Raw genomic sequence first — 23,919 nt, 5'->3', positions numbered from 1 at the left:
TCGCCTCCTCACAGTTCGGAATCATGCCCGCTCCACGCACGAAGGAACAGACGCTCAACTGGCTGCGATCGATCTCGGGAGAGCTCTCGACCGCAACGGTGAAGCGCTTGGAAGACACCCTTCCCTGGTTCGGTGACATGCCCCCTGGGCGACGTAGTGCCGTAGGCCTCGTCGCCCAGTCGGGCATCTCATCCTTCATCGCCTGGTTCGAAGACCCGACTGCCACCCCATGGGTGGCGGCCGACGTGTTCGACTCGGCACCTCGAGAGCTCCTCCGCTCGGTGAGCCTGCAGCAGACGCTGCAGCTCATCCGGGTTGTCGTGGAGGTCGTCGAGGAGCGCACGAAGCTGACCGACGGCGACGTGCGTGAAGCGGTGCTGAAGTACTCGCGAGATATCGCGTTCGCCGCGGCCGATGTGTACGCACGCGCGGCCGAGGCCAGGGGCCTGTGGGATGCGCGCCTCGAGGCGCTCGTCGTCGACTCGATCCTCACCGGCGAGCACGACGACGAGCTCCCGAGCCGTATCGCCGCGCTCGGCTGGCACGGGCACGGCGAGGTCAGCGTGCTCGTCGGGACGACCCCGAGGATCCTCGAGGTCGACCAGATCCGCCGGACGGCGCGCCACAACAAGGTCGACCTCCTCGTCGGCGTGCAGGGAGGTCGGCTGGTGCTCGTCATCGGTCGAGCCCACCCCACCGGTGAAGGCGACGAAGGCGAGCAGGTGCCCTTCATGGAGATCGCCGAGCGGCTCGAGCCCAGCTTCGGCGACGGCCGCCTCGTCCTCGGCCCGCCCGTGCCGAGCGTGGTCGAGGCCTCTCGCAGCGCCCGCGCCGCGCTCGCCGGCTTCGCAGTGGCGGGTGCGTGGAGGAAGGCGCAGCGCCCCATGCTGGCCGACGAGCTCCTCCCCGAACGTGCCCTCGCGGGCGACCCGCTCGCACGGCAGACGCTCGTCGCGAGGGTCTTCAGGCCACTCGCCGACCACCAGAGCGACCTGCTGACGACGCTCTGGTGCTACCTCGACAACGGACGTTCGCTCGAGGCGACGGCCCGCGAGCTCTTCGTGCACCCCAACACGGTCCGCTACCGCCTCAAGCGCGTCAGCGAGGTCATCGGCTGGGACGCCACCGGACCGCGAGAGGCCCTCATCCTCCAGTGCGCGCTGATCCTCGGGAACATCGCCGAGCCGAAGCAGCCAGAACCCCGCCGCCAGTCGGGCGGAACCCCCGCAAGCAACGTGGCTCGACGCAGCCGCCGCACTTCGCACTAGAAAACCTCTAATGATCTTTCGAGTTCTTGGGACTGTTGCTACAGGGCTGAACGCTCAGGTGCTGTCATGATGGAATCCATGATTGTCGTCACCTGCCCAGGCCAGGGTTCCCAGACTCCAGGCTTCCTGCTCCCCTGGATCGAAGACACCAGGAACCGAGACACCCTCGAGCAGCTGTCCGCCTCGTCCGGCATCGACCTCGTGAAGCACGGCACGGAGTCTGACGCCGACACGATCCGCGACACCGCAGTCGCACAGCCCCTCATCGTCGCCGCCGGCATCCTCGCCTGGAACTCCCTCATGGAGATCCCCGGCGCGGCAGCGGCGATCGGTGGGGTCGCCGGCCACTCCGTCGGCGAGATCACGGCCGCCTACGCGGCGGGAATCTTCGACGCCGACACTGCGATGCGGTTCGTCGCGCGCCGTTCGCAGCTGATGGCACAGGACGCCGCCGCGACTCCCACCAGCATGAGCGCTGTTCTCGGCGGTGACGAGGACGTGGTTCTCGCACGCCTCGCGGAACTCGACCTCACCCCCGCCAACTTCAACGGCGGCGGACAGATCGTCGCGGCCGGCGCACCCGAGGCACTCGCGACGCTCCGCAGCGAGCCCGCACCAGGAACACGCGTGATCCCGCTCAAGGTGGCAGGCGCCTTCCACACCCGCTACATGGAGCAGGCGCGCACGACGCTGGCCGCGGATGCTGAGCACTTCGAGGTCCGTGACCCCGTCCGCACGATCTGGTCGAACGAGACCGGCTCGGTCGTGACCGACGGAGTGGAGTTCCGTGCGGCCCTCATCCGCCAGCTCGCGCAGCCAGTGCGCTGGGACGCCTGCATGCGCTCCTTCGCCGACGCCGGAGTCACCTCGCTCATCGAGCTCGCCCCGGCCGGCACCCTGAGCGGACTCGCGAAGCGAGCACTCAAGGGAACCCCGACCCTCGCACTCTCCACTCCCGCAGACCTCGACGTGGCACGCGAACGCATCGCGGCCGACGCCTGAGCACACCGAACTGCCAAGAGCATCCTCGAGAGGACTCGCATGACCACAGCAACACCGACCCTTGTGCAGTCGACGGGCGCGCAGTACACGCGCATCCTCGCCATGGGCGCCGCCCGCGGCGAGCGCGTCGTCCCGAACTCGGAGATCATCGAGCCGATCAACTCGTCTGACGAGTGGATCCGCCAGCGCACGGGAGTCATCACCCGCGTCCGAGCGAACGAGGAGACGAGCGCGCTCGATCTCGCCGTCGATGCCTCACGCGAGGCCATCGAACGCTCAGGCATCGACCCGAGCCGCATCGGCGCCGTCATCGTCGCGACCATCAGCAACGAGATGCAGACCCCGTCGCTCGCTGCGCGCCTCGCCGACCTCGTCGGTGCGACGCCGGCTGCTGCCTACGACCTCAACGCCGCGTGCGCCGGCTACTGCTACGCCGTCGCGCAGGCGGATGCGCTGGTTCGCACTGGAGTCGCCGAGCATGTCCTGGTCGTCGGCACCGAGAAGCTGTCGGACCTCATCGACCCCACGGACCGCACGATCTCCTTCCTGCTCGGCGACGGCGCGGGGGCTGCGATCATCGGCCCGAGCGACGCTCCCGGCATCTCCAAGTCGATCCTCGGCTCCGATGGGTCCCGGTGGGAAGCCGTCTCCATGAACGCGAGCCTGCAGGACTACCGCCAGGGCGGCTCCGAGTGGCCGACACTGCGCCAAGACGGGCCGAGCGTCTTCCGCTGGGCCGTCTGGGACATGGCGAAGGTCGCGCGCCGCGCACTGGAAGAGGCAGGCGTCACCGCCGATCAGCTCTCCGCGTTCATCCCACACCAGGCGAACATGCGCATCGTCGACGAGTTCGCCAAGCAGCTCGCGCTGCCCGACCACGTCATCATCGCCCGCGACATCGCAACGACCGGCAACACGTCGGCCGCTTCCGTCCCCCTCGCAACGCATCGCCTGCTCGAGGAGAACCCCGAGCTGTCGGGCGGACTCGCCCTCCAGATCGGCTTCGGCGCGGGCCTCGTGTACGGCGCCCAGGTCGTCGTCCTGCCCTAACGGGCCCCAGAAGTCACCGCACGCCTCCCCCACGCACCCCCGCCGACCAATACACTTGGCTCGGTCATTGACAATCAAGGAGAAACACCATGGCACTTACCAACGACGAAGTTCTCGCGGGACTCGCTGAGCTCGTAAACGACGAGACCGGAATCGCGGCTGACACGGTCACCGTTGAGAAGTCTTTCACCGACGACCTCGACATCGACTCGATCTCCATGATGACGATCGTCGTCAACGCTGAAGAGAAGTTCGACGTCAAGATCCCGGACGACGAGGTCGCAAACCTCAAGACCGTGGGCGACGCCGTCAACTTCATCGTCGCAGCGTCCTAAGGACGATCCCTCACTTCGAGTGGGCGGCTTCTGCCGCCCACTCTTAGTGACTGTCTCACCTTCGCCCCAGTTCATTCAGGAGCAGTTGTCATGACCAAGAAAATCGTCGTCACCGGCATCGGTGCGACTTCCCCGCTGGGCGGCACCGCCCGCAGCACCTGGGAAGCGCTCCTCGCCGGTGAATCAGGAGCTCGCACACTCGAGGCCGAATGGGTCGCGAAGTACGAGATCCCCATCGAATTCGCCGCGACCGCAAAGGTCCCGGCAAGCGAGGTACTCCCCCGCCACGAGGCCAAGCGCCTCGACCCCTCAAGCCAGTTCGCGCTCATCGCGGGCCGTGAGGCCTTCGCCGATGCAGGCCTCACCGTCGGCGATATCCCCGCCGAACGCCTCCTCGTCGACTGGGCAACCGGCATCGGCGGAGTCTGGACGCTCCTCGACGCCTGGGACACGCTCCGCGAGAAGGGCCCGCGCCGGGTCATGCCGCTCACCGTCCCCATGCTCATGCCGAACGGCCCAGGAGCAGCGATCGGCATGGACATCAAGGCCCGCGCCGGTGTTCGCACGGTCGTCTCAGCATGCGCATCCAGCACGGAAGCCATTGCAGACGCCTACGAGCACCTCCAGCAGGGCCTCGCCGATGTCGTCGTCGCCGGTGGCTCCGAGGCGGCAATCCACCCGCTCCCTGTCGCCTCCTTCGCGGCGATGCAGGCCCTGTCGAAGCGCAACGACGACCCATCGCACGCGTCACGTCCCTACGACGTGAGCCGAGACGGCTTCGTCCTGGGCGAGGGTGCTGCGGCGCTCGTGCTCGAGACCGAGGAGCACGCGCTCGCGCGCGGTGCGCGCATCTACGCTGAGCTCATCGGCGGGGGCGTCACGGCGGATGCACACCACATCACGGCACCGGACCCAGAGGGCACCGGAGCGGCACGAGCGATCACCGCCGCACTGGGCCAGGCCGGTGTGTCCGTCGAGGACGTCACGCACATCAACGCACACGCCACCTCGACGCCCGTCGGCGACATCGCTGAGTTCACGGCGCTGAAGTCGGTCTTCGGCGAGCACCTCGCCTCCATTCCCGTCTCCGCGACCAAGGCGTCCACAGGCCACCTGCTCGGCGGCGCGGGAGCCCTCGAGGCCATGTTCACCGTGCTTGCTCTCTCGGAGGGGACATTGCCCCCGACGATCAACCTGAACGAGCAGGACCCCGCGATCCACCTCGACGTCGTCACCGAGCCGCGTCCCTTCGATGCACCGGGCAAGGTCGCCATCTCGACCTCGTTCGGCTTCGGCGGGCACAACGCCGTCGTCGCGTTCCGCGGAGTGTAGATCCTCCCCCCTCTGCCGACCGCCTCGACGTCCGGCAGCAAGAACTGTGGCCCCTCAGGTGAGAACCTGAGGGGCCACAGTCTTGGAGTGTCGAGAACAGCTTCCGGTCCGCCTCTCAGCGGACCATCCGCTTGGCGGGCCTAGCCGACTCGGTGGTGCATCCACACGACGGGACTCTCGTCGCCGGCGATGCGGAAAGGCTCCAACTCGTCGTCCCAAGCCTGCCCAAGCGCGAGGCGCAGCTCGCGGTGGAGCTCGGAGGCGTTGCCGCCAGCGATCTCCATCGCGTACCGAACGCGATCTTCCGGAACCACGACGCCGCCAGAGGCATCCGTCTGGGCGTAGTAGATACCAAGCTCAGGCGTGTGCATCCAACGACCGCCATCGACGCCAGGACGCGCGTCCTCGGTGACTTCGAAGCGAAGGTGGGCCCAGCCGCGCAGGTGCGACGCGATGGCCGCCCCAGCGCCAGGCTCGCCTTCCCAGGTGAACTCCGCACGCAACTGCCCTGGAATGACCGGTTGGTCGATCCAGGGAAGGTTGACGGCGTACCCGAGGGCGCGACCGACACCCCACTCGACGTGCTGGCAAAGCGCCTTAGGAGAGGAGTGCACGTAGAGCACCCCTCCTGCGTTCGGTGCAACCATGAGTTCTCCTCCATTCGTTTGGTGATTCGTCTTCCCCAACGATCACGTGATGAATGGATGCGAACTGCATCGTTTACCAGACGTCGACATTTCTGTCGTCACTTGAATTATGCCCGACGACGACGCCGAATGACAAGCCTGTCATTACTTTCGGCGCCGCCGCCCAGGAGCGATCTCCTACGCGGGGAGACGGACCAGTCCCAGCTCGGCCGAAGCCTGCAGGAACGCGTGTCTCGGCTGCACCCGGACGGTGTAGCCGAGCAGTCCAGGCTCGTCGATCGGGACGTCGACGACAAACGTCGATCCCCCCTCGTGGGCAGGCCGCATCTCGACGATCCGAGTGCTCTGCAGCTCACCCTCGGCGTCGGGGGCACCCACGACGGCTTCGACGAGGACGTCGTCAGTGCTCAGCCCGCCGAGTTCGACTCTTGCCGAGAGACGGACGCTCTCCCCCGCCTTCGGCTCGCGGTTCTCCGCGACCACGGACTCGACGCGGACGCCCCGCCAGGCTGCCCGCACGTCGCCGAGCCAAGTCGCGAACGAGCGTGTAGCGACGAGGTCTGAGGCAACGCGTGCCGAACGGCCCGCAGGCAGGTAGAGGTCGGTGACGTAGTCCCGCACCATGCGCTCGGCGGCGACCTTCGGGCCGACGACCGACACGGAACGGCGGACCTTCTCTACCCACTCGACAGGAAGGCCCCGCTCATCGCGCGCGTAGAACAGCGGCGCGATCTCGTGCTCGAGGATGTCGTAGAGCGCACCGGCCTCAAGAGCGTCACGCGTGCGCTCATCGACTCCGCTGGTGTCAGGAATCGTCCACCCGACAGCGTCGTCCGCCATCTCATCCCACCAGCCATCTGAGATCGAGAACGTCAGGCACCCGTTCATGACGGCCTTCATGCCCGAGGTGCCGGATGCCTCCTGTGGACGCACGGGGTTGTTCAGCCACACATCGCTGCCGGCCACGAGGTGCTTCGCGATCGTGACGTTGTAGTCGGGGAGGAACACGATGCGGTCGCGAACCCCCGCCTCATCGGCGAAGTTCACCAGCTCCTGCAAGAGCTGCTTGCCGCCCATATCGGCGGGATGCGCCTTGCCGGCGATGACGAACTGGACGGGACGATCGGGATTGTTGAGGATGCGAGCGAGCCGATCTCGGTCCTGCAGCATGAGGGTGAGGCGCTTGTAGGTCGAGACTCGACGAGCGAAGCCGATCGTGAGCCGCTCGGGATCCAGCACGTCTCGGATCCAGCCGAGTTCCGCGTCCTGTGCGCCTCGCGCCTGCCACGAGGCACGAACCGATTCGCGGGCCCGTCTGACGAGCTCGGCCCGCAGCTCACCGCGGATGCGCCAGAGCTCCTCGGCGCCGACAGCCTCCGGGTGGTTCCACGTGCCGGACGTCGCGAGCTCGCGTCCGCCGTTCATGGCTTCGATGACCCGGAGCATCGACGGGCGGGTCCAGCTCGGGATGTGGACGCCGTTGGTGATCGAGCCGATCGGGACTTCCTCTGCGGCCACACCCGGATACAGCTTGGCGAACATGCCTCGGGACACGACGCCATGCAGCTTCGCGACGCCGTTGGCGTACTGCGCGAGGCGGAGACCGAGGTGCGCCATGTTGAAGCGGCCAGGGTCGTCTTCCGCCCCGAGCTCCATGATGCGTGCCAGCGGAACGTCAGGCACCAAAGTCAGACCGCCGGACGAGCCGAGGTAGCGCTGCACGAGATGTGCGTCGAAGCGGTCGATGCCGGCGGGAACCGGCGTGTGCGTCGTGAAGACGGTGCTCGACCGCACTGCGGCGAGCGCGGTTTCGAACGTCTCGCCGCCAGCCATCAGCTGACCGATGCGCTCGACGCCCGAGAAGCCCGCGTGCCCCTCGTTGAGGTGGAAGACGGTCGGCTGCCGGCGTCCGTTGAGTTCCGCGTACGCCTGCACGGCTCGTACTCCGCCGACGCCGAGCACCAGCTCCTGCCGGATGCGGTGCTCGGCGTCGCCACCGTAGAGCCGATCCGTGATCGCACGGAGGTCCTCGGGGTTCTTTGGCAGGTTCGTGTCGAGGAGCAGCAGCGGCACAGTGCCGACCTGGGCCTCCCAGAGTGCGATCTCGAGCGTCCGCCCGTCCGGGAAGGCAAGCGAGACGCGGGACTGGGCACCCGACGCGTCCAACACGGGATCGACGGCGAGGTCCTTCGGCGGATGCTCCGAGTAGGCCTCCTGCTGCCATCCCTCGCGGGACAAGGTCTGCGAGAAGTACCCGTAGGTGTAGAGGAGGCCGACGCCGATGATCGGCGCCCCGAGGTCGCTTGCGCTCTTGAGATGGTCGCCCGCGAGCACACCGAGACCGCCGGAGTAGACGGGGAGCGACTCCGTGATCCCGAACTCCATCGAGAAGTAGGCAACGCTCGTCGCCTCGTCCGCGGTACCCCGCGTGTGCTTGTGGAACCAGCGGTCGCTGTCGAGGTAGGCCGAGAGATCCTCGGCTTCGTGACCGAGCCGCGCGACGAACTCGGGATCTGCCGCGAGCTCGGCGACGCGGGATGCCGGAAGTGAGCGAAGCATCACGATGGGATTGCGGCCGCACGCTCGCCACAGCTGCTCGTCGATGCCAGCGAAGAGCCGTTCGGCGCTCGAGCGCCAGGACCAGCGCAGATTCTTGGCGAGAGTGCGCAGCGGCGCGAGCTCAGGAGGGAGAACAGTGGATACGGACAGCGAGTCGTAGGCCTTCACGCGCTCCAGCGTAGCGCCGAAACACGGCGCCACCGCGTCGCCGAGATGAACGTCAGCGAACGGTGGAAGTTACCGACGCGATGAGCTCCCGCGCGGCGGCCGCACGGCCCTGGAGGTCCTGCCAGATCCAGGCGGCGGAGCGCGCATCAACCGGCACGAAGCTCGTGAGCGTCCCCGTCGGATTCGAGATGCGGACCTCGTATCCGCCGACGACGCGATCCTCCTTCACCAGCAGGAACAGGAGGCTGAAGATCGTCAGGACGAAGAACCCGGCGATCGCGACGATGATCGCCCACGTCGGGATGGCACGCTCGACGCGCGACATGTTCGTGACGAACACGGTCGAGCCCTCCGTCGGGAGGGAGCCGTACGGACCCGAGATGCGATCTCGGGACACCTCGAGCTCACCGAGGAAGACTCGGTCGAGGCCCTGGGGGCGTTCCGTGCTCGGCGCCTGGGCGAAGGCGTCGTGCTGGTCGAAGTTCGACGGCTGGTTCTCGATGGGCAGTGGGGTGCTGGTCATGATCGTCCCTTCAACGTCTCCGATCAGGCTACGCGGCGAGCCTGACGGAACGCGTCATCACCTGGACTGATCTTCGCGCGGGAGGTGCCGCAGCTCAGGCGCGGATCTGGCCGTCGCCCGTGACAACCCACTTCGTCGTCGTGAGCTCTTCGAGCCCCATCGGCCCGCGAGCGTGCAGCTTCTGGGTCGAGATGCCCAGCTCGGCGCCGAGCCCGAACTGGCCGCCATCCGTGAAGCGCGTCGACGCGTTCACGATGACGGCTGCGGCGTCGACCTCAGCGGTGAAGCGCTCTGCGGCCTGCAGCGAGCTCGTGACGATCGCCTCGGTGTGGCCGGTGCTGAACTCGCGGATGTGCACAAGCGCCTGATCGAAGTCGTCGACGACTCGCACTGCGATCTCGTAGTCGAGGTACTCCGTCGCCCAGTCATCGTGTGTCGCCTCGAGCACCTCGACACCCTGAGGCGCCACGGCCCTCGTGCGGTCGTCGCCATGGATGCGGACCCCGCGCTCAGCAAGCGCCGCGAGGGCGCCGGGGAGAAACGCCTCTGCCGCATCCGAGTGCACCAGCAGGGTCTCTGCCGCGTTGCAGACGCCGACTCGGTGCGTCTTCGAATTGATGAGGATCTCGAGCGCCATGTCGAGCTCGGCGGTGCTGTCGACGAAGACGTGGCAGTTGCCGACTCCCGTCTCGATGACGGGAACTCGAGACTCGCGGACGACCGTCTGGATGAGACCGGCACCGCCACGAGGGACGACGAGGTCGACGTGCCCGCGGGCTCGCATGAGTGCGCGGGCTCCGGGGCGGCCGTACTCGTCGATCGACTGCACGAGATCGGCGGGCAGCCCGTACGCATCCAGTGCCGAACGAAGCGTGCCGATGATGGCCGAATTGGAGTGCTCCGCGGCGGATCCGCCGCGGAGGAGCACAGCGTTGCCGCTCTTCAGCGCGAGCCCGGCGACGTCGACGGTGACGTTGGGACGTGCCTCGTAGATGACACCGATGACCCCCATCGGAACACGCAGCTGGCGGAGTCGGAGCCCATTGGCCAGGGTCGATCCTCGGACGACTGCACCGACGGGGTCGGGCAGCGCCGCGACCTCGAGCAGGGAGTCGGCGATCGCTCGAATGCGGGACTCGTCCAGCGCGAGACGGTCGAGGAGACCTTCGGACATGCCCGAGCCGCGCCCGCGCTCGAGGTCCTGCGCATTGCCGGCGAGGATCTCGGGCGTCGCACGCACGAGGGCCTCCGCGAGGGCGACGAGCGCCCCGTCCTTCTGCGCACGCGTCGATCGAGCCAGCACGCGCGATGCCGCCCGTGCCCGCCCGGCGAGCTCGATGATGGCGGTGCTCGCCAGCTCGTCCGCGTCGCCCTGGTCCGCCGTGTCCGCGCGCTCACCCTGCAAGATCGTCATGACAGAGCATTCTACGCCGCGAGCGGTCGCCCTCAGCCGACGCGGATCCCCTTCGGGCGCACGAGCACCAGGTCGTCGCGATGGATGACCTCGCGGTCGTACCCGGTCCCTAGCGACTCGCGCAGCGAACTCGACGACTGCCCGAGCATGTCGGGGATCTCGACGGCATCGAAGCCGCTGAGGCCTCGTGCGATGACGACGCCCTCCTTCGAGACCAGCTCGACCGGGTCGCCGGCGACGAACTCGCCCTCGACGCCCACGATTCCGGCAGCCAGCAGCGAGGCTCGCCCACCGAGCACGGCGTCGACGGCGCCGTCGTCGAGCACGATCTTGCCCTGCACCCGCGCGGCGTGGGCGATCCAGAGGCGCTTGCGCGACGATCGCTTCCCGGTCGGGGCGAACCACGTGCCGACACGCTCCCCGTCGATGGCCGCGCGCGCGTTCTCCGCCTTCGTCAACACGACGGGCATGCCCGATCCCGTGGCGATGGAGACCGACTCGAGCTTGGTGAGCATGCCACCCGTTCCGACGTCGCTGCCCCTGCCGGAGACCTCGATGCCTTCAAGATCGCTCGGGCCGAGCACCTCGGAGATGCGCCGTGTGCCCTCGCGGCTGGGCGGGCCGTCGTACAGGCCGTCGACGTCCGTGAGCAGGACAAGCGCGTCGGCCCCGACGAGCTGGGCGACCAGCGCGGCGAGCCGGTCGTTGTCGCCGAAGCGGAGCTCATCGGTCACGACCGCGTCGTTCTCGTTCACGATCGGCACGACCGCGAGCCTGAACAGGCGCTCGAGCGATCGCTGCGCGTTCTTGTAGCGGGTGCGCCGCACGGTGTCCTCTGCCGTGAGCAGGATCTGCCCGACGGTGATGGCTCGATCCGCGAACGCCTCTGCGTACCGGGCCACGAGCATCCCCTGCCCGACGGAGGCGGCAGCCTGGGCAGTCGCCACGTCGCGCGGCCTCGATGGGAGACCGAGGGGCCCGATGCCGGCGGCGACCGCACCCGAGGTGACGAGGAGGGTCTGGAGTCCCTTGTCGTGGCGATCCGCGATGACCTGCACGAGCGAGCGCAGGGCTTCGAGGTTCAGGTGCCCGTCGGCGCCCGTGAGCGATGAGGAGCCGATCTTGACCACGATGCGGTGGGCGGTCGCGAGCTGGGCACGGGCGGCTATCGGATGCATCCGGCTATTCTCTCCCGATCGTCGGAGCTTGCCGAATTCTGCCGCCGACTCGCGTCACATCGGCTCAGGGTGGCGCCGCGCTGCTGCGCGGCACCACCCTGCGTCAGCTTCCGGCGGGAGCCGCAGCGATTGCCGTCTTCTCGGCGGCCGCCTCGGCGTTGCGCTCCCTGCGAGCCGCGCGCTTGGCAGCCCGTCGATCGTTCCGGCGCTCGACGCTGGAGTAGAGGACGGGGACCAGCACCAGCGTGAGCAGCGTCGAGCTGATCAGGCCGCCGATCACGACGATGGCGAGCGGCTTGGAGATGAACACGCCACCCCCGGTCAGGCCGAGCGACATCGGCACGAGCGCGAAGATCGTCGCCGCAGCGGTCATGAGGATCGGACGGAGGCGCAGCCTCGCCCCGTGCACGATCGCGTCGTGCACGCTCGAACCACGTTCCCTGATGTGGTTGATGAGGTCGATGAGCACGATTGCGTTCGTGACCACGATCCCGATCAGCATGAGGAGTCCGATGAGCGACGGCAGGCCGAGCGGCGTATCCGTGAGCAGGAGCAGTGCCACCGCTCCCGTGGCGGCGAACGGCACCGAGACGAGCAGGATGAGCGGCTGCATCAGGCTGCGGAAGGTCGCGACCATGATGAGGAAGACGAGCACGATGGCGAGGAGCATCGCCATGCCGAGCTGCTGGAACGACTCGTCCTGGTCGGCGGACGCACCTCCGACGACGAACGTGACACCGGCGGGAAGCTCGAGACCGTCGGTCGCCGCGTAGACGGCCTGCGTGACGGTTCCCAACTGCCCCTCGGCCGGAGTGACCGAGACCGTGACCTGGCGCGCGCCGTCGTTGCGGGTGATCGCGCCAGGGGTCGCCTCCTCGCGGACCTCTGCGATGTCTCCGAGCCGGATGGGCGTCGCCTTCGTGTCGGCGAGCCCTTCCTGCCTGGCCTGCAGCTCCTTTGCCTCGAGCGACTGAGCCGCCATGTCCTCCTGAGCCTTGACGGCCGCGTCGACACCGGCGTTGGCCTGCTCGATGCCCGATTCTGCCTGCTCGATCGCTTCGGTCAGGGCGGCGATCTGCGCGTCCCGTTCCGCCTGCGCCGCCTGCTCCGGGGTCATGCTGGAGCCGGCGTCGGGAACCGCTGGGGTCAGCGGCGCCGTCTGCAGCGTCGCGAGCTGGGTCTGCAGCTCGCCGAGCTGCGCGGACACCGTGTCCCGAGCCTCGACGGCGTCGTCGACGGTCTCCTGCATCTGCTCGACCGCCTCAGCCTCCTGCTCCTCGGCCTTCGTCTCCTGTTCCTCCGTGAACGCGTCCGTCGCGTCGGTGATGGCACGCTGCTGCTGCACCGCCGTCACGGGAAGCTGCATGAGGGCGAGCTGGTCGAGAGCGACTGGCCCCTGCGTCGGCGCGATCACGATGTCGCGGTCGACGCCCTCGAGGCGCACCGTGCCGAGCGGGGTCCCGGTCAGCGCGGCGGAGACCGCCTGGCCGACGGTCGCCTGCGTGTAGCCGTAGCCCGCCGCCTTGCTGCGGTCGACGTCGACCATGACCACGTTGCCGCCCGTGCTGAGGTCGTTCGAGACCGCCGTCACGCCGGGGAGGTCCTTGACGGCATCGCCGAGCTGCGTGGCCGCCTGGCTCAGCGAGTCCGCGTCGTTGCCCTGGATTGCGAGTTGAACGTCCGATGCCAGAGCTGAGGAAGCCGCAGTGGTCACGGTCACCTCGCCGACATCGCTGAGCCCGCCGAAGTCCGAGCGCAGACTGTTGGCGACCGTCTCCGCATCCTGCCCCTCTGCGGGGATCACGGTGATCGAGGTGCTGTCTGCGCCACCGCCCCCGAATCCGCCAGCACCGCCGGCCCCGATGGAGCTCACGAACGTCTCGACGTTCCCCTTCGTGGCGAGGACGGCCTCGAGCTTCTCGGCGCCCGCCAAGCTCTCGTCGATGGTCGTGCCCTGCGGGAGCTTCTGCTCGACGAGGACCGTCTCATCGCCCATGCTGCCGAGGAAGTCGCTGCGGAGCGCGGTTGCGCCGATGCCGGTGAGCAGCAGCAGGGCGAGCGCGGCCGCGATCGTGCGGCGTGGGTGCCGCAGGGTCGCGTCGAGGATGGGCACGAAGGCTCGCTGCAGTCCGTCGTACGGCGATCCCTCCTCACCATCGCCCCGTGCCGCGACGACACCGGGGGCGGCGGTGGGGACCGGCAGCGCTGACTTCCCGCGCTGCTCCCGCTTCTCGTTCTTCGCCTCGAGCTTCGCCGACCGACGAGCCCAACGTCCCTCAGCTGCTTCCTCCTGGCGTGCGGTCCAGGCGGCCTGGGCTGCACGCGCACGGACGAACCGTTCGCGCTTCATGGGCTTCGAGGGGCGACGCAACATCCAGTACGCGAACACCGGGACGATCGTCAGCGCGACGACGAGGGACGCGACCAGCGCGATGGAGACCGTCACCGCGAACGGTCGGAAGAGCTGGCCGACGATGTCCCCGACGAACGCGATCGGGAGGAAGACCGCGACCGTCGTGAGCGTCGAGGCGGTGATGGCGCCAGCGACCTGACCGACGGAGCCCACGATCCCCTCGATCGTCAGGGCGCCGTCCCCCTGCCGACGCTTGATGTTCTCGATCACGACGATCGAGTCGTCCACGACTCGTCCGACCGCGATGGTGAGCGCTCCGAGGGTCAGGATGTTGAGCGAGTACTCCCCCACGTTCAGGCCCACCATCGTGATGAGCAGGGACATCGGGATCGAGATCGCCGCGACAATCGTCGACCGGAACGAGGCGAGGAACAGGAAGATGACGAGGACGGCGAAGATGAGGCCGAGCCCACCCTCGACCGAGAGGTCGTGGATCGACTGCTCGATGTACGGTGCCTGGTTCTCGATCTCCGTGAAGACGACGTTCGACGGGAGTCCGGGTGTGACCTCTGCGAGCTTCTCCGTGACGCCGTGCGCGACGGAGACCGTGCTCGCGTCGGACGCCTTCGTGACACTCAGCGTCAGGGTCTCCGCGCCGTTGACCCTGGAGATGGAGGTTGCGGGGATCACCTTGATGTCGACATCCGCGAACTGCGAGAGCAGCACGGTCGAGTCCTCCGTCGTGAACGGGAGGGCGCGGATGGCATCCAGGGAGCTGAGCTGCGACCCGACCTGCACGGAGATCTCCCCGGTGCCGCTCGTGACGTCTCCAGCGGGGAGCACGATGCCAGCGGCAGTGAGCGTCGGCTCGATCGACGCGGTGTCGATCTTGAGCGCTTCGACGTCCGCCTGGCGGAGGCTGATCTCCACTCGCTCCTCGCGGGTGCCGGAGACTTCGACGTTCTGCACTCCGTCGACCTGCGAGAGAGCGGGCAGCACGGAGTCGGTGAGCGTCTTCGAGAGCGTCGCAGTGTCTGTGTCGGAGGATGCGCCGAGCGTCAGCACGGGGAGCGCGTCGAGCGAGAATGTGTTGAGCTCTGCCGTGGAGGACTCGGGGCGGAGCGACTTCGTCGACTCGACGGCGGATCGGAGCTCGGCCTCGACCTGCGTCTTGTCAGCGTCGAAGCTCCAGGAGACGACGATCTGGGCGAACCCCTCCGACGTCGTCGACGTCACGGACTGCACTTCCGAGACGCCACGGAGAGCGTTCTCGATGGGCTCGGTGACCTCGGTCACCATGACGTCGGGCGAGGCCCCGGTCAGTGTCGCCGTCACGAATCCCTGCGGGACCTCCACCGACGGCATGAGCTCCTGCTTGAGCTGCGCCGTCGAGATGATTCCGGCCGCCGCGATTGCAGCGGTCAGCAGTCCGATCAGAATTCGATACTTGAGACTCAGACGAGTGAGCACAGACACAGAGGGACCTTTCGACGCGACAGGGCGCCGGGTGACGACCCGACGCCCTCCCATACTGTCGACCGTGAAGATCCTCGGAATCACCCGAAAGGACTGGTTCCGGGAGTTTCATGCCCTACTAGAGACTGATCTTTGCTGGCATCGCAGTCTCCTCGCGACGAGGTCGGCGCCCCGTCTCGATCACATGTTCACGACGACGCGACGTCAGCCGTTCGGCCCGGGTTCGCGAGTGTCACGCGGTGGACCGCCCACATCTCTCGAACGCGCTCGACGATGCTCCTGCCGTCGTTCAGATCCTGCATGAGCATCTGGATGCCGACCAGGTTCGCGAGCACCTGCCAGGCGGCCGCGTCGACGTCGATGTCGTCGCGGAGCACCCCCGATTCCCGAGACGCCTGCAGCGCTTCCTTGGTCACTTCGAGCCAGGCGTCGAAAGGCCTCGGAAGCTCTTCCTCGATGAGCTCGCGCTCGCGCACCAGACGGATCGTGGCCCGCATGAGCGAATCGGACTGGAACCGCTCTGCGATCCGGATCATCAGTGACTCGAGCTCGTCGAGCGAGAGCCCGCGGTCGCGGGCGCGAGCGATCTCCGCATCCCACATCTCAGTCCAGGTCGCCGAGACGGCCTTGGCGAGGAGCGCCTTCGTCGGGAAGTGGAAGTAGACCGTTCCCTTGGTCATGCCGAGTCGGTCCGAGATATCACTGAGGACTGTGGCGGCATAGCCATTGGCCTCGAACTCGAGCGAAGCCGCTTCGAGCAGCGCCTGTCTCGTCTGCGCTCGCTGTTCAGCTCGCTTCATCATCCCCTGCTTTTCATGCATCCGAGGTCGGCTCCGACCCCGCTTCTGGGGCATCAGTCTAGACCTGCGCCCGTCGAGCCCGTCGCCCACCGCACGTGTGCGCGAATTCTGGATACAATCGACAGCGCTTGGGGCGGTAGCCAAGCTGGTTAAGGCATCCGGCTCATAACTGGACGATGCGTGGGTTCGAGTCCCACCCGCCCTACTCAGGTCTCGATTGCAGGCCACCTCGAGGCCCCCTCGTGGCACGATGGTCAGCATGATCGTTGCCTTCTCCGTCGCGCCAAGCGGCACCCCGAGTCCAGACGCCCCTTCCCCGGGAGAGGGCGACGCGTCTCTGCACAACGCGGTCGCCGCGGCGGTCGCCGTCGTGCGCGCCTCCGGCCTGCCGAACCGCACCGATTCGATGTTCACGACCATCGAGGGTGAGTGGGACGAGGTGTTCGCCGTCGTCAAGGCCGCAACCGAGGCCGTAGGGCAGTTCGGGAGCCGCGTCTCGTTGGTCCTGAAGGCCGACATCCGCCCGGGCCACAGCGGCGAGCTCGACGGCAAGGTCGAGCGTCTGGAATCCGCACTCGAAGCGCGTTCCGCACAGTCGAGCTAGGAGCCGTCAGCCGGCCGCGCGGATCTGCACCCCCGCGTCCGGTGCGTCGCCCGCGGCATCCGGCGCGCTGATCTGAGCCCAGACGTCGTCCAGCGAGACGCCGAGCACACCGGCTATCGCGGCGATCGTGGAGAACGCAGGCGTCGCGACTCGTCCTGACTCGATCTTCCTCAGCGTCTCGGGCGATACACCCGCGTCGAGCGCCACGCGCAGCATGGCGCGGTCGCCTCGTGATCGTCGGAGGAGGAGGCCGAGGCGTTCCCCTCGTTCGATCTCCTCGGGGCTGAGCGGGAGTCTGACCATGACCCGATACTAATCCGGTATATCTTTACCGGGATACTTATTGGCGTAGTCAGCACCTCCGGAAGGACGTCCCCCGATGATCGAGATCCTCAACGAGGCTGAAGTCGAGCGCGCCGCACGAACGGGCCGACTCGTCGGCACGATCCTGCAGGACCTGAAGGCTCGCGTCCGAGTCGGCACCGACCTGCTCGAGATCGACAGCTGGGCCAAGGCGATGATCCTCGACGCAGGCGCCACCTCCTGCTACGTCGACTATGAGCCGTCCTTCGGGCGTGGCCCGTTCGGGCACTACATCTGCACCGCGGTGAACGATGCGGTCCTCCACGGCAAGCCGTACCACTACCGCCTCGCAGACGGCGACCTCCTGACGCTCGACCTCGCGATCATCACCGAGGGTATCGCCGCGGATGCCGCGATCAGCTTCATCGTCGGGCCCACCCGCGACCCTCGCGATGAAGCCCTCATCGAGACGACCGAGCGCGCACTCGAGGCCGCCATCGCCGTCGCGAGACCTGATGCCCGCATGGGCGACATCTCGCACGCGATCGGCTCGGTGCTCACGAGCGCGGGCTACGCGATCAACATGGAGTTCGGCGGGCACGGAATCGGCTCGACGATGCACCAGGACCCGCACGTCGCGAACGACGGCCGCCCCGGCCGCGGCGTTCGCCTCCGCGCAGGAATGCTGCTCGCGATCGAACCCTGGGTCATGGCCGACACTCGCACGCTCGTCACCGACGACGATGGCTGGACGCTTCGCAGCGCGACAGGATGCCGCACCGCGCACACCGAGCACACCATCGCGATCACGGCGAGCGGGGCGCGCATCCTGACCCTGCCCGCGAAGCAAGAGGCCCCGGCGCCGGAAACGGCGTGAGGCAGGCGGGCGTCGACGGAAAGCAGCCGTCGCCCCGGGTCAGTCGAGCGAGTGGTCCTGCTCGTTGACGGAGTCGCGGGCGACGTCCTTGACCGAAGCTCCCCGGTAGAGGCGCTCGAAGAGTTCGAGCGTGCGGTCAATGTCGTGCATGCGCACGAGGTCGAGTCCGGCGCGACCCAGCTCTTCCCGCTCGGAGGAGGAGAGGGAGAGCACTTTCGAGAGCTTCTCCGCGAGGTCCCGCTTGTTGTTGGGCTCGAACAGGAAGCCGTTCTCGCCGTCGTGCACCAGGTGGGGCAGCGCCATCGCGTCGGCCGCGACGACCGGCAGCCCGGAGGCCATCGCCTCCATCGTCGCGATCGACTGCAGCTCGGCGATCGACGGCATCGCGAACACGGAGGCGCGCGTGTACATGCGGCGAAGCTCCTTGTCGCTCAAGTAGCCGTGGAATCTCACCCGGTCGGCGAGCCCGAGCTGCTTCGCGAGCGACTGCAGGTTCTTCTTCTGGTCGCCGCCTCCCACGATGTCGAGGTGCACGTCGCCAGGGAGCAGCGTGAGCGCACGCAGCAGCACATCGATCTTCTTCTCGCCGGTCACGCGACCGACGAAGAGGATGCGCTTCGCCTCACGCGGTGAGAAGTCGAAGGTGTAGTCGGAGGTTCGGATGCCGCACGAGATCGCGAGCACATCGGAGATGCCGCCGTTGGCCTCGAGGAAGTCCGCGGCGCGACGTGTCGGCGTCGTGATGGCCGTCGCACGTCCGAGCGTGGAACGCGCATCCTTCCACCAGATGCTCGCGGCAAGCCCGCGCAGAGCCTGCGGCAGGAGCGAATGATCGACGAGGTTCTCGATCATGAGGTGATTCGTGCCGATGATCCGGATGCCTCGCTTCTCAGCCTCGATCGCGACACCGCGGCCGATGATCACAGCCGACTGGAAGTGCACGACGTCGGGGCGCACCTCGTCGACAACACGCTGCGACTCTGCGCGGATGTGCCACGGCGGCGCGTAACGCAGCCAGTCGTGTGCCCACCAGCGGTGCGAACGGAGACGGTGGGCGGTGATGTTCTGACCGTCGTACTGCTCGGTCCACGTTCCGTGACGCCTGCTGGCGGCAGGGACCATGACGTGCACGTCGTGCCCTCGCGCGGCCATCCCGGAGGCGAGGTGCTCCGTGAACTTGGCGGCACCGTTGACATTGGGCGTGAAGGTGTCCCCCGCGATCAGGATCTTGAGCGGCCGCTCGCCATCTGCTGCGACGGCGGTGCTGCTTGGTGAACGACCTTCATTCGGCACGGGGTGGTGACCTCGATCTCATCTGGGCTCGCGACAGGTGGTGGTCGTCGCTCGCGGAATCTCACGTCATGGTACTGGCCGAGCGCTGAGGCGGAGCCGCAGCACACGCTGAAGCTCTGCTATTGGTCGATGGTGCGGGCGGGCCCGTGCTTCGAGGCGGCGCTGCGGCCCGGCGCCTCGATTCGCTGCTCGACTCGGTCCCCATCGTCGGACGGCGTGCCCGCAGCTCGGCCCTCGGCGTCGTGGCGGCGACCCTCGAGATCGAGTGCACCGCGCCCCTCCACTGCGCTCCGGCGCACCGCCTCGACCTCATCCTCGGTCTGCCCCCGCTCGAGCACGAAGACGCCCGTCACGGCGATGGCACCAGAGACGATGAACATCACGAAGGCGTACCACGGTGCAGCGCTCGCCTCGCCAAGCACGGCGATGGCGATGGCCACGGCGATGATCGGGTCGATGACCGTGAGTCCGGCGATGACCATGTCCGGCGGTCCCGAGGCGTAGGCGTTCTGGACGAAGTAGCCGCCGACGCCCGTCGCGACGAGCAGCGCGACGAGGCAGATGAGGGTGAGCCACTCGAAGTTGTCGTGCTGGATGCGGTTGATCGTGATCTTGGCCAGCGTCGCGACGAAGCCGTAGATGATGCCGGCGCCCAGCACGTAGATGAGGGCCTTGAAGCGCTTGCGAAGCAGGAAGAACGCCGTGCCGAAGACGACCACGACGATCGCGAGGAGGACGAGCACCGTCGAGACCTGCTCATCGGAGATCGCCCCCTCCTTCGCGAAGAGCGCCGCCACGGTGACAAACGCGCCGACGCCGATGATGCACAGCGCCACCGCGAAGATCTTCACGTTCGGGAGCCGCTGGCGGATCGCGCGGGCGGTCAGGAGCGTCGTGAGCAGCAGGGAGACGACTCCGAGCGGCTGCACCACGATGATCGGCGAGAAGACGAACGAAGCGAGTTGCATGACCACTGCGAGACCGAGCATCACGGTGCCGATGACCCAGGAGGGTCGGCTCAGCAGCGCCAGGAGGTGCTGCAGGTTGAGCCCGGCAGCACCGCTCGTGCCGCTCGCGGCCTCGACCTTGCTGACACCGCGGTGCTGGTACATGGCGCCCAGCGACATGAAGACCGCGCCGACGAGCGCGAGGGGAATGCCGATCATCTGGACCGGGGAGAGCCCCGGAAGCACTGCCAGATCACTGAGGGGTGCGATGGTCATGATGGGCAATCCTATTGTGCGGCGCGCGTCGTGAAGGGATGTTGCCGCGAAGATACGCTGATGGGATGACAACTCTCCCAATTCGCATCTACGGCGAGCCAGTCCTCCACGAAGCTGCCGCCCCGGTCGACGAGATCACCGATGAGATCCGCCAGCTCGTCGCGGACATGTTCGAGACCATGGATGCGGCCCCCGGTGTCGGCCTCGCGGGCCCCCAGGTCGGCGTCGGCAAGCGCCTCTTCGTCTACTCCTACGAGGAGGCGGATGGCACGATGCGCCGTGGCGTGGCCATCAACCCCGAGTTGTACGTGACGCCGGCCGAGCCCGAGTCCCTGCTCGAGCTGGACGACGAGCTCGAATCGGAGGGGTGCCTCTCGTTCCCGGGCGAGCGCTACCCCCTCCGCAGGTCCGAGCGCGCGCTGCTGCGCGCCTCCGACCTGGACGGCTCGCAGTACGAGATCGAGGCAGAGGGCTGGTTCGCGCGCATCCTGCAGCACGAGTACGACCACCTCAACGGCATCATCTACGCCGACCGCCTCGAGCATCCCTGGTACAAGGATGCGTTCAAGGTCATGCGCAAGCGCAGCTGGGGTGGGCCAGGAAAGAGCTGGATGCCAGGCGTGGACGACCTCGAGGGCTGAACGGCCCGGTCATTGTCGGTGGCTCCTGCGAGGGTTCCGACATGACCACAGCGCTTGACGACCCCATCGAGGTCGAACTCGTCGACGAGCTCCCATCCGTCTTCTGGTGGGAGCGCTTCGCCTACATCGTGCATGGCCTCCCGCAGTCGTTCTACCGGCGGGTCCAGCAGCGTTGGTGGGCGGGCGAGAGCGATCCGTCGCGCCTCGACACCGAGTTCTGGCGGGTCAGCGCGAGTCGCGACGGGCACGACGCAGACGCGTGCCTGTACGACCTGCGCAGAGACCCGGACGGCTGGCGGCTGGTGCTCCGATGGGAGTGAACCCTGTGCCCCATCGTGCGGAGCCGCGCAGCTCAGGCGAGACGGACCCCCGCCTGCCAGACCGCCTGCGTCAGCTGCATCCCCGGCCTATACGCCAGGTGCGTGACCGAGGGGGCGTCGAGCACCTGGAGGTCTGCGCGGAAGCCGGGCATGAGCCCTCCGATCGGCAGCTCACCCTCGTGCCGACGCAGCGCGACGGCACCGCCCATCGTGGCCGACCAGACCGCCTCTTCGACGCCCAGATGCATCTGCAGCACCGCCGTGGCGACGCAGAAGGCCATGGACGTCGTGTACGAGGTTCCCGGGTTGCAGTTGCTCGCCAGCGCAACCGTCGCCCCGGCATCGATGAGGCTCCGAGCCGGCGGGAACGGCTGGCGAGTCGACAGGTCGCAGGCGGGAAGCAGCGTGGCCACGGTGCTCGACGCTGCGAGCCGGTCGATGTCCTCGTCGTCAAGGAAATTGCAGTGGTCGACGCTCGCCGCCCCCAGCTCCACCGCCAGCCTCGCCCCGGGGCCGGGACCGAGCTGATTGCCGTGGACCCGCAGTCCGAGACCGGAGTCGAGGCCGGCCTGCAGTACCGCCCTCGACTGCGCCTCGTCGAAAGCACCGCGCTCGCAGAACACATCCATCCAGGCCACGTACGGACGAACCGCCTGCAGCATAGGGCCCGTCACGAGGGCCACGTAGTCGTCTGCGTCCCAGCCGTCCGGCACGACGTGCGCACCGAGGAACGTCACATCCTGACCGAACTCCGCCGCGAGGCGCGCGGAGCGCTCCTCGGTCTCGACACCGAGGCCGTATCCCGTCTTGGTCTCGAGCCACGTGGTGCCGTTGACGTTGGCGGTGCGGATGCGCTCGGCCATGAGCGAGCGCAACTCGTCACCGCTCGCTGCGCGCGTGCGTTCGACGGAGACCTTGATGCCGCCCGCCGTGTACGTCTCCCCCGCCATCCGCGCCGCGAACTCCGTCGACCGGTCCCCCGCGAAGGCGAGGTGGGTGTGGGAATCGACCCACCCAGGCAGCACGGCTCGGCCGCCCACGTCGATGCTGCTGTCGGCCGCTGGCGCATCCACGTCCGCGCCGACCCACACCACCCGCTGGCCGTCGAGCACAAGCGCCGCGTCGTGCAGCACCCCAAGGTCTCCGTTGGTCGTGAGCTCGCCGATGTTCCTGAAGACCGTCGCGCTCATGTGCTGCTCCCTGCTGAGATTCCGTCGGCGCTGGATGATGGGTCCGCCGAGAGCACGGCGAGCTCGGCGGCCGCCTGCGCCATCCGCGCCGAGTCACTCTCGCGGTCATAGACGACCCGGCCCGCGACCACCGTGCGGAGCACGTCGCTCGACGTTCCCGTGAGCACGAGCTGTGCGGGGTGCGAGCCCGCGGTCCGGACGGAGGCAGCGTCGACCTCGACGAGGTCGAACGGCCCGCCAAGCGTCGCGGGTGACGCGAAGCCGAGCGACGCGTACCCGGCCGTCGTGCCGATCTCGGTGAGCTCACCGGGCGAGAACCGTCCCCTCGTCTGCGAGCGGAGCCGTTCGCCGGCCTCGAGGCCGCGCAGTTCGAGGAGGGGATCGACGACCGCGTTCTGGTCCGAGCCGACGGCCAGCCGGGCGCCGGCGGCGGCGAGCTCCGTGCCGGGGCCGATGCCGTCTCCGAGATCGGCTTCCGTGGTCGGGCAGAAGACAGCGTGCACCCTGGCTGCGCCGAGGAGCGCGATGTCGTGCTCGCTCAGGTGCGTCGCGTGGACGACGCTCAGGCGGCGGGTGAGCGCTCCGGCGTCGGCGAGCAGCTCGGTGGGCGTGCGCCCGTGGGCTGCCAGGCTCTGCTCGTTCTCCGCGACCTGCTCTGACAGGTGGACGTGCAGGGGAACGTCGTCCGGGAGAGTGCGGGTGATCTCTGCGATCGCGGCCGTCGGCACAGCCCGCACGGAGTGGAGGGCAGCGCCGAGCACAACCTGCGGATGATCGGCCCTGAGGCGTTCCCCGAGTGAGAACCACCGCGCGATCCACCGCGCTGCGTGGCCATCTCCGAACCGAAGCTGCTGCGCTGAGAGCCCCGTTCCTATCGAGCCGGCGAGGTAGCACGTGTCGAGCAGGGTCAAGCGGATGCCAGCGGTCTCGGCGGCACGCGCGAGAGCCAGCTCCATGTCGTGGTCGGGGTAGGGCGTGCCGTCGGGCTGATGGTGGACGTAGTGGAACTCGCCAACGGCTCCCCATCCGCTCGCCATCATCTCGGTGAAGCAGGCCGTGGCGATCCGCTCCAGCGATTCGGGCGTGAGCCGGCCCGCGATGGCGTACATCTTGTCCCGCCAGGACCAGAAGTTCCCGCCGTCTGCGTGCGTTCGCCCGCGGAGCAGGCGGTGGAAGACGTGCGAGTGCGCGTTGCCGAAGGCGGGGAAGACGGTGCCGAGGACCAGGTCGCCTTCCGCGGCGGGCACCCCGAGCTGCTCTTCGACGACCTCCCCCGATTCGCAGCGGAGCCTGATAGCGCGCAGGACCACATCGCCGCGGACGAGGGTCTCGATCCAGACCCACTCCACGCTCATGGGCAGAC

At 68.0% G+C, this 23,919-nt stretch carries 21 protein-coding genes and 1 tRNA gene; 10 read left to right on the top strand and 12 right to left on the bottom strand.

What is annotated here, in order from left to right:
- Window positions 1–23: 23 nt before the first annotated feature.
- The 5 genes from C5E07_RS05300 (at window position 24) to C5E07_RS05280 (ending at window position 4,987) form a co-directional block, all read left to right on the top strand.
- Window positions 24–1,268, top strand: coding sequence for a CdaR family transcriptional regulator (locus tag C5E07_RS05300; RefSeq protein ID WP_104241405.1), 1,245 nt, complete (start codon window positions 24–26; stop codon window positions 1,266–1,268).
- A gap of 78 nt (window positions 1,269–1,346) precedes the next feature.
- Complete coding sequence (locus tag C5E07_RS05295) at window positions 1,347–2,270, top strand: ACP S-malonyltransferase (RefSeq protein WP_104298684.1); 924 nt, start codon at window positions 1,347–1,349, stop codon at window positions 2,268–2,270.
- Between the two features lie 39 nt (window positions 2,271–2,309).
- On the top strand, window positions 2,310–3,320 hold the full coding sequence (locus C5E07_RS05290; protein WP_104241407.1) for a beta-ketoacyl-ACP synthase III: 1,011 nt from the start codon (window positions 2,310–2,312) through the stop codon (window positions 3,318–3,320).
- 89 nt (window positions 3,321–3,409) lie between these two features.
- Entirely contained in the window at window positions 3,410–3,655 is a 246-nt protein-coding gene (locus tag C5E07_RS05285; RefSeq protein ID WP_068479114.1) for an acyl carrier protein, read from the top strand.
- A 90-nt stretch (window positions 3,656–3,745) separates the two neighbouring features.
- Window positions 3,746–4,987, top strand: a complete 1,242-nt coding sequence (locus tag C5E07_RS05280; RefSeq protein WP_104241408.1) for a beta-ketoacyl synthase — start codon at window positions 3,746–3,748, stop codon at window positions 4,985–4,987.
- 140 nt (window positions 4,988–5,127) lie between these two features.
- On the opposite strand, the gene C5E07_RS05275 is transcribed toward C5E07_RS05280, so the two are convergent.
- The 7 genes from C5E07_RS05275 to C5E07_RS05245 form a co-directional block, all read right to left on the bottom strand.
- Window positions 5,128–5,634 (bottom strand): DUF3145 domain-containing protein, encoded by a 507-nt coding sequence (locus C5E07_RS05275; protein WP_104241409.1) that lies wholly within the window; start codon window positions 5,632–5,634, stop codon window positions 5,128–5,130.
- 177 nt (window positions 5,635–5,811) lie between these two features.
- Window positions 5,812–8,361, bottom strand: a complete 2,550-nt coding sequence (gene glgP, locus C5E07_RS05270) for an alpha-glucan family phosphorylase (protein ID WP_104298683.1) — start codon at window positions 8,359–8,361, stop codon at window positions 5,812–5,814.
- Between the two features lie 52 nt (window positions 8,362–8,413).
- Entirely contained in the window at window positions 8,414–8,884 is a 471-nt protein-coding gene (locus C5E07_RS05265; protein WP_104241411.1) for a hypothetical protein, read from the bottom strand.
- A gap of 94 nt (window positions 8,885–8,978) precedes the next feature.
- Window positions 8,979–10,298: a glutamate-5-semialdehyde dehydrogenase gene (locus tag C5E07_RS05260; protein ID WP_104298682.1), complete on the bottom strand. Its 1,320-nt coding sequence runs from the start codon at window positions 10,296–10,298 to the stop codon at window positions 8,979–8,981.
- A gap of 32 nt (window positions 10,299–10,330) precedes the next feature.
- A complete protein-coding gene (gene proB, locus C5E07_RS05255; RefSeq protein WP_104241413.1) occupies window positions 10,331–11,476 on the bottom strand; it encodes a glutamate 5-kinase in 1,146 nt (381 codons plus the stop codon).
- Window positions 11,477–11,579: 103 nt separating this feature from the next.
- A complete protein-coding gene (locus tag C5E07_RS05250) occupies window positions 11,580–15,305 on the bottom strand; it encodes an efflux RND transporter permease subunit (RefSeq protein ID WP_258063780.1) in 3,726 nt (1,241 codons plus the stop codon).
- A gap of 188 nt (window positions 15,306–15,493) precedes the next feature.
- On the bottom strand, window positions 15,494–16,105 hold the full coding sequence (locus C5E07_RS05245) for a ScbR family autoregulator-binding transcription factor (protein WP_181057812.1): 612 nt from the start codon (window positions 16,103–16,105) through the stop codon (window positions 15,494–15,496).
- A 130-nt stretch (window positions 16,106–16,235) separates the two neighbouring features.
- Here C5E07_RS05245 and C5E07_RS05240 point away from each other — a divergent pair.
- Window positions 16,236–16,310 (top strand) — tRNA-Ile (locus C5E07_RS05240).
- A 54-nt stretch (window positions 16,311–16,364) separates the two neighbouring features.
- Window positions 16,365–16,709, top strand: a complete 345-nt coding sequence (locus C5E07_RS05235; protein ID WP_104298809.1) for a thiamine-binding protein — start codon at window positions 16,365–16,367, stop codon at window positions 16,707–16,709.
- 6 nt (window positions 16,710–16,715) lie between these two features.
- Here the strand turns inward: C5E07_RS05235 and C5E07_RS05230 are convergent, their stop codons facing one another.
- Window positions 16,716–17,012: a helix-turn-helix transcriptional regulator gene (locus tag C5E07_RS05230; RefSeq protein ID WP_104241421.1), complete on the bottom strand. Its 297-nt coding sequence runs from the start codon at window positions 17,010–17,012 to the stop codon at window positions 16,716–16,718.
- Between the two features lie 76 nt (window positions 17,013–17,088).
- Here C5E07_RS05230 and map point away from each other — a divergent pair, with 76 nt between their 5' ends.
- Window positions 17,089–17,889 carry a type I methionyl aminopeptidase gene (map, locus tag C5E07_RS05225; RefSeq protein ID WP_104298679.1) on the top strand — a complete coding sequence of 267 codons (801 nt, stop codon included), beginning with the start codon at window positions 17,089–17,091 and terminating at the stop codon, window positions 17,887–17,889.
- A gap of 39 nt (window positions 17,890–17,928) precedes the next feature.
- Here map and C5E07_RS05220 read toward each other — a convergent pair whose 3' ends face one another.
- Together C5E07_RS05220 and C5E07_RS05215 are read right to left on the bottom strand one after the other, a co-directional pair.
- Window positions 17,929–19,182, bottom strand: a complete 1,254-nt coding sequence (locus tag C5E07_RS05220) for a glycosyltransferase (RefSeq protein ID WP_258063130.1) — start codon at window positions 19,180–19,182, stop codon at window positions 17,929–17,931.
- Between the two features lie 119 nt (window positions 19,183–19,301).
- Complete coding sequence (locus tag C5E07_RS05215; protein WP_104298678.1) at window positions 19,302–20,405, bottom strand: DMT family transporter; 1,104 nt, start codon at window positions 20,403–20,405, stop codon at window positions 19,302–19,304.
- A gap of 65 nt (window positions 20,406–20,470) precedes the next feature.
- Between C5E07_RS05215 and def the strand changes: the two genes are divergently transcribed.
- Window positions 20,471–21,046, top strand: coding sequence for a peptide deformylase (def, locus tag C5E07_RS05210; protein ID WP_104298677.1), 576 nt, complete (start codon window positions 20,471–20,473; stop codon window positions 21,044–21,046).
- Between the two features lie 41 nt (window positions 21,047–21,087).
- Entirely contained in the window at window positions 21,088–21,366 is a 279-nt protein-coding gene (locus C5E07_RS05205) for a hypothetical protein (protein WP_104298676.1), read from the top strand.
- A 32-nt stretch (window positions 21,367–21,398) separates the two neighbouring features.
- Here C5E07_RS05205 and hutI read toward each other — a convergent pair whose 3' ends face one another.
- Window positions 21,399–22,556, bottom strand: coding sequence for an imidazolonepropionase (hutI, locus tag C5E07_RS05200; RefSeq protein WP_104298675.1), 1,158 nt, complete (start codon window positions 22,554–22,556; stop codon window positions 21,399–21,401).
- A complete protein-coding gene (locus C5E07_RS05195; protein WP_104298674.1) occupies window positions 22,553–23,911 on the bottom strand; it encodes a formimidoylglutamate deiminase in 1,359 nt (452 codons plus the stop codon). The genes hutI and C5E07_RS05195 overlap by 4 nt, the downstream gene beginning before the upstream one ends.
- Window positions 23,912–23,919: the final 8 nt, after the last annotated feature.

Origin of the sequence: Pseudoclavibacter sp. RFBJ3, assembly GCF_002931375.1 — a bacterium.
In the GTDB taxonomy this organism is placed as follows: domain Bacteria; phylum Actinomycetota; class Actinomycetes; order Actinomycetales; family Microbacteriaceae; genus Pseudoclavibacter.
This window is presented reverse-complemented; position numbering and strand designations above follow the sequence as displayed.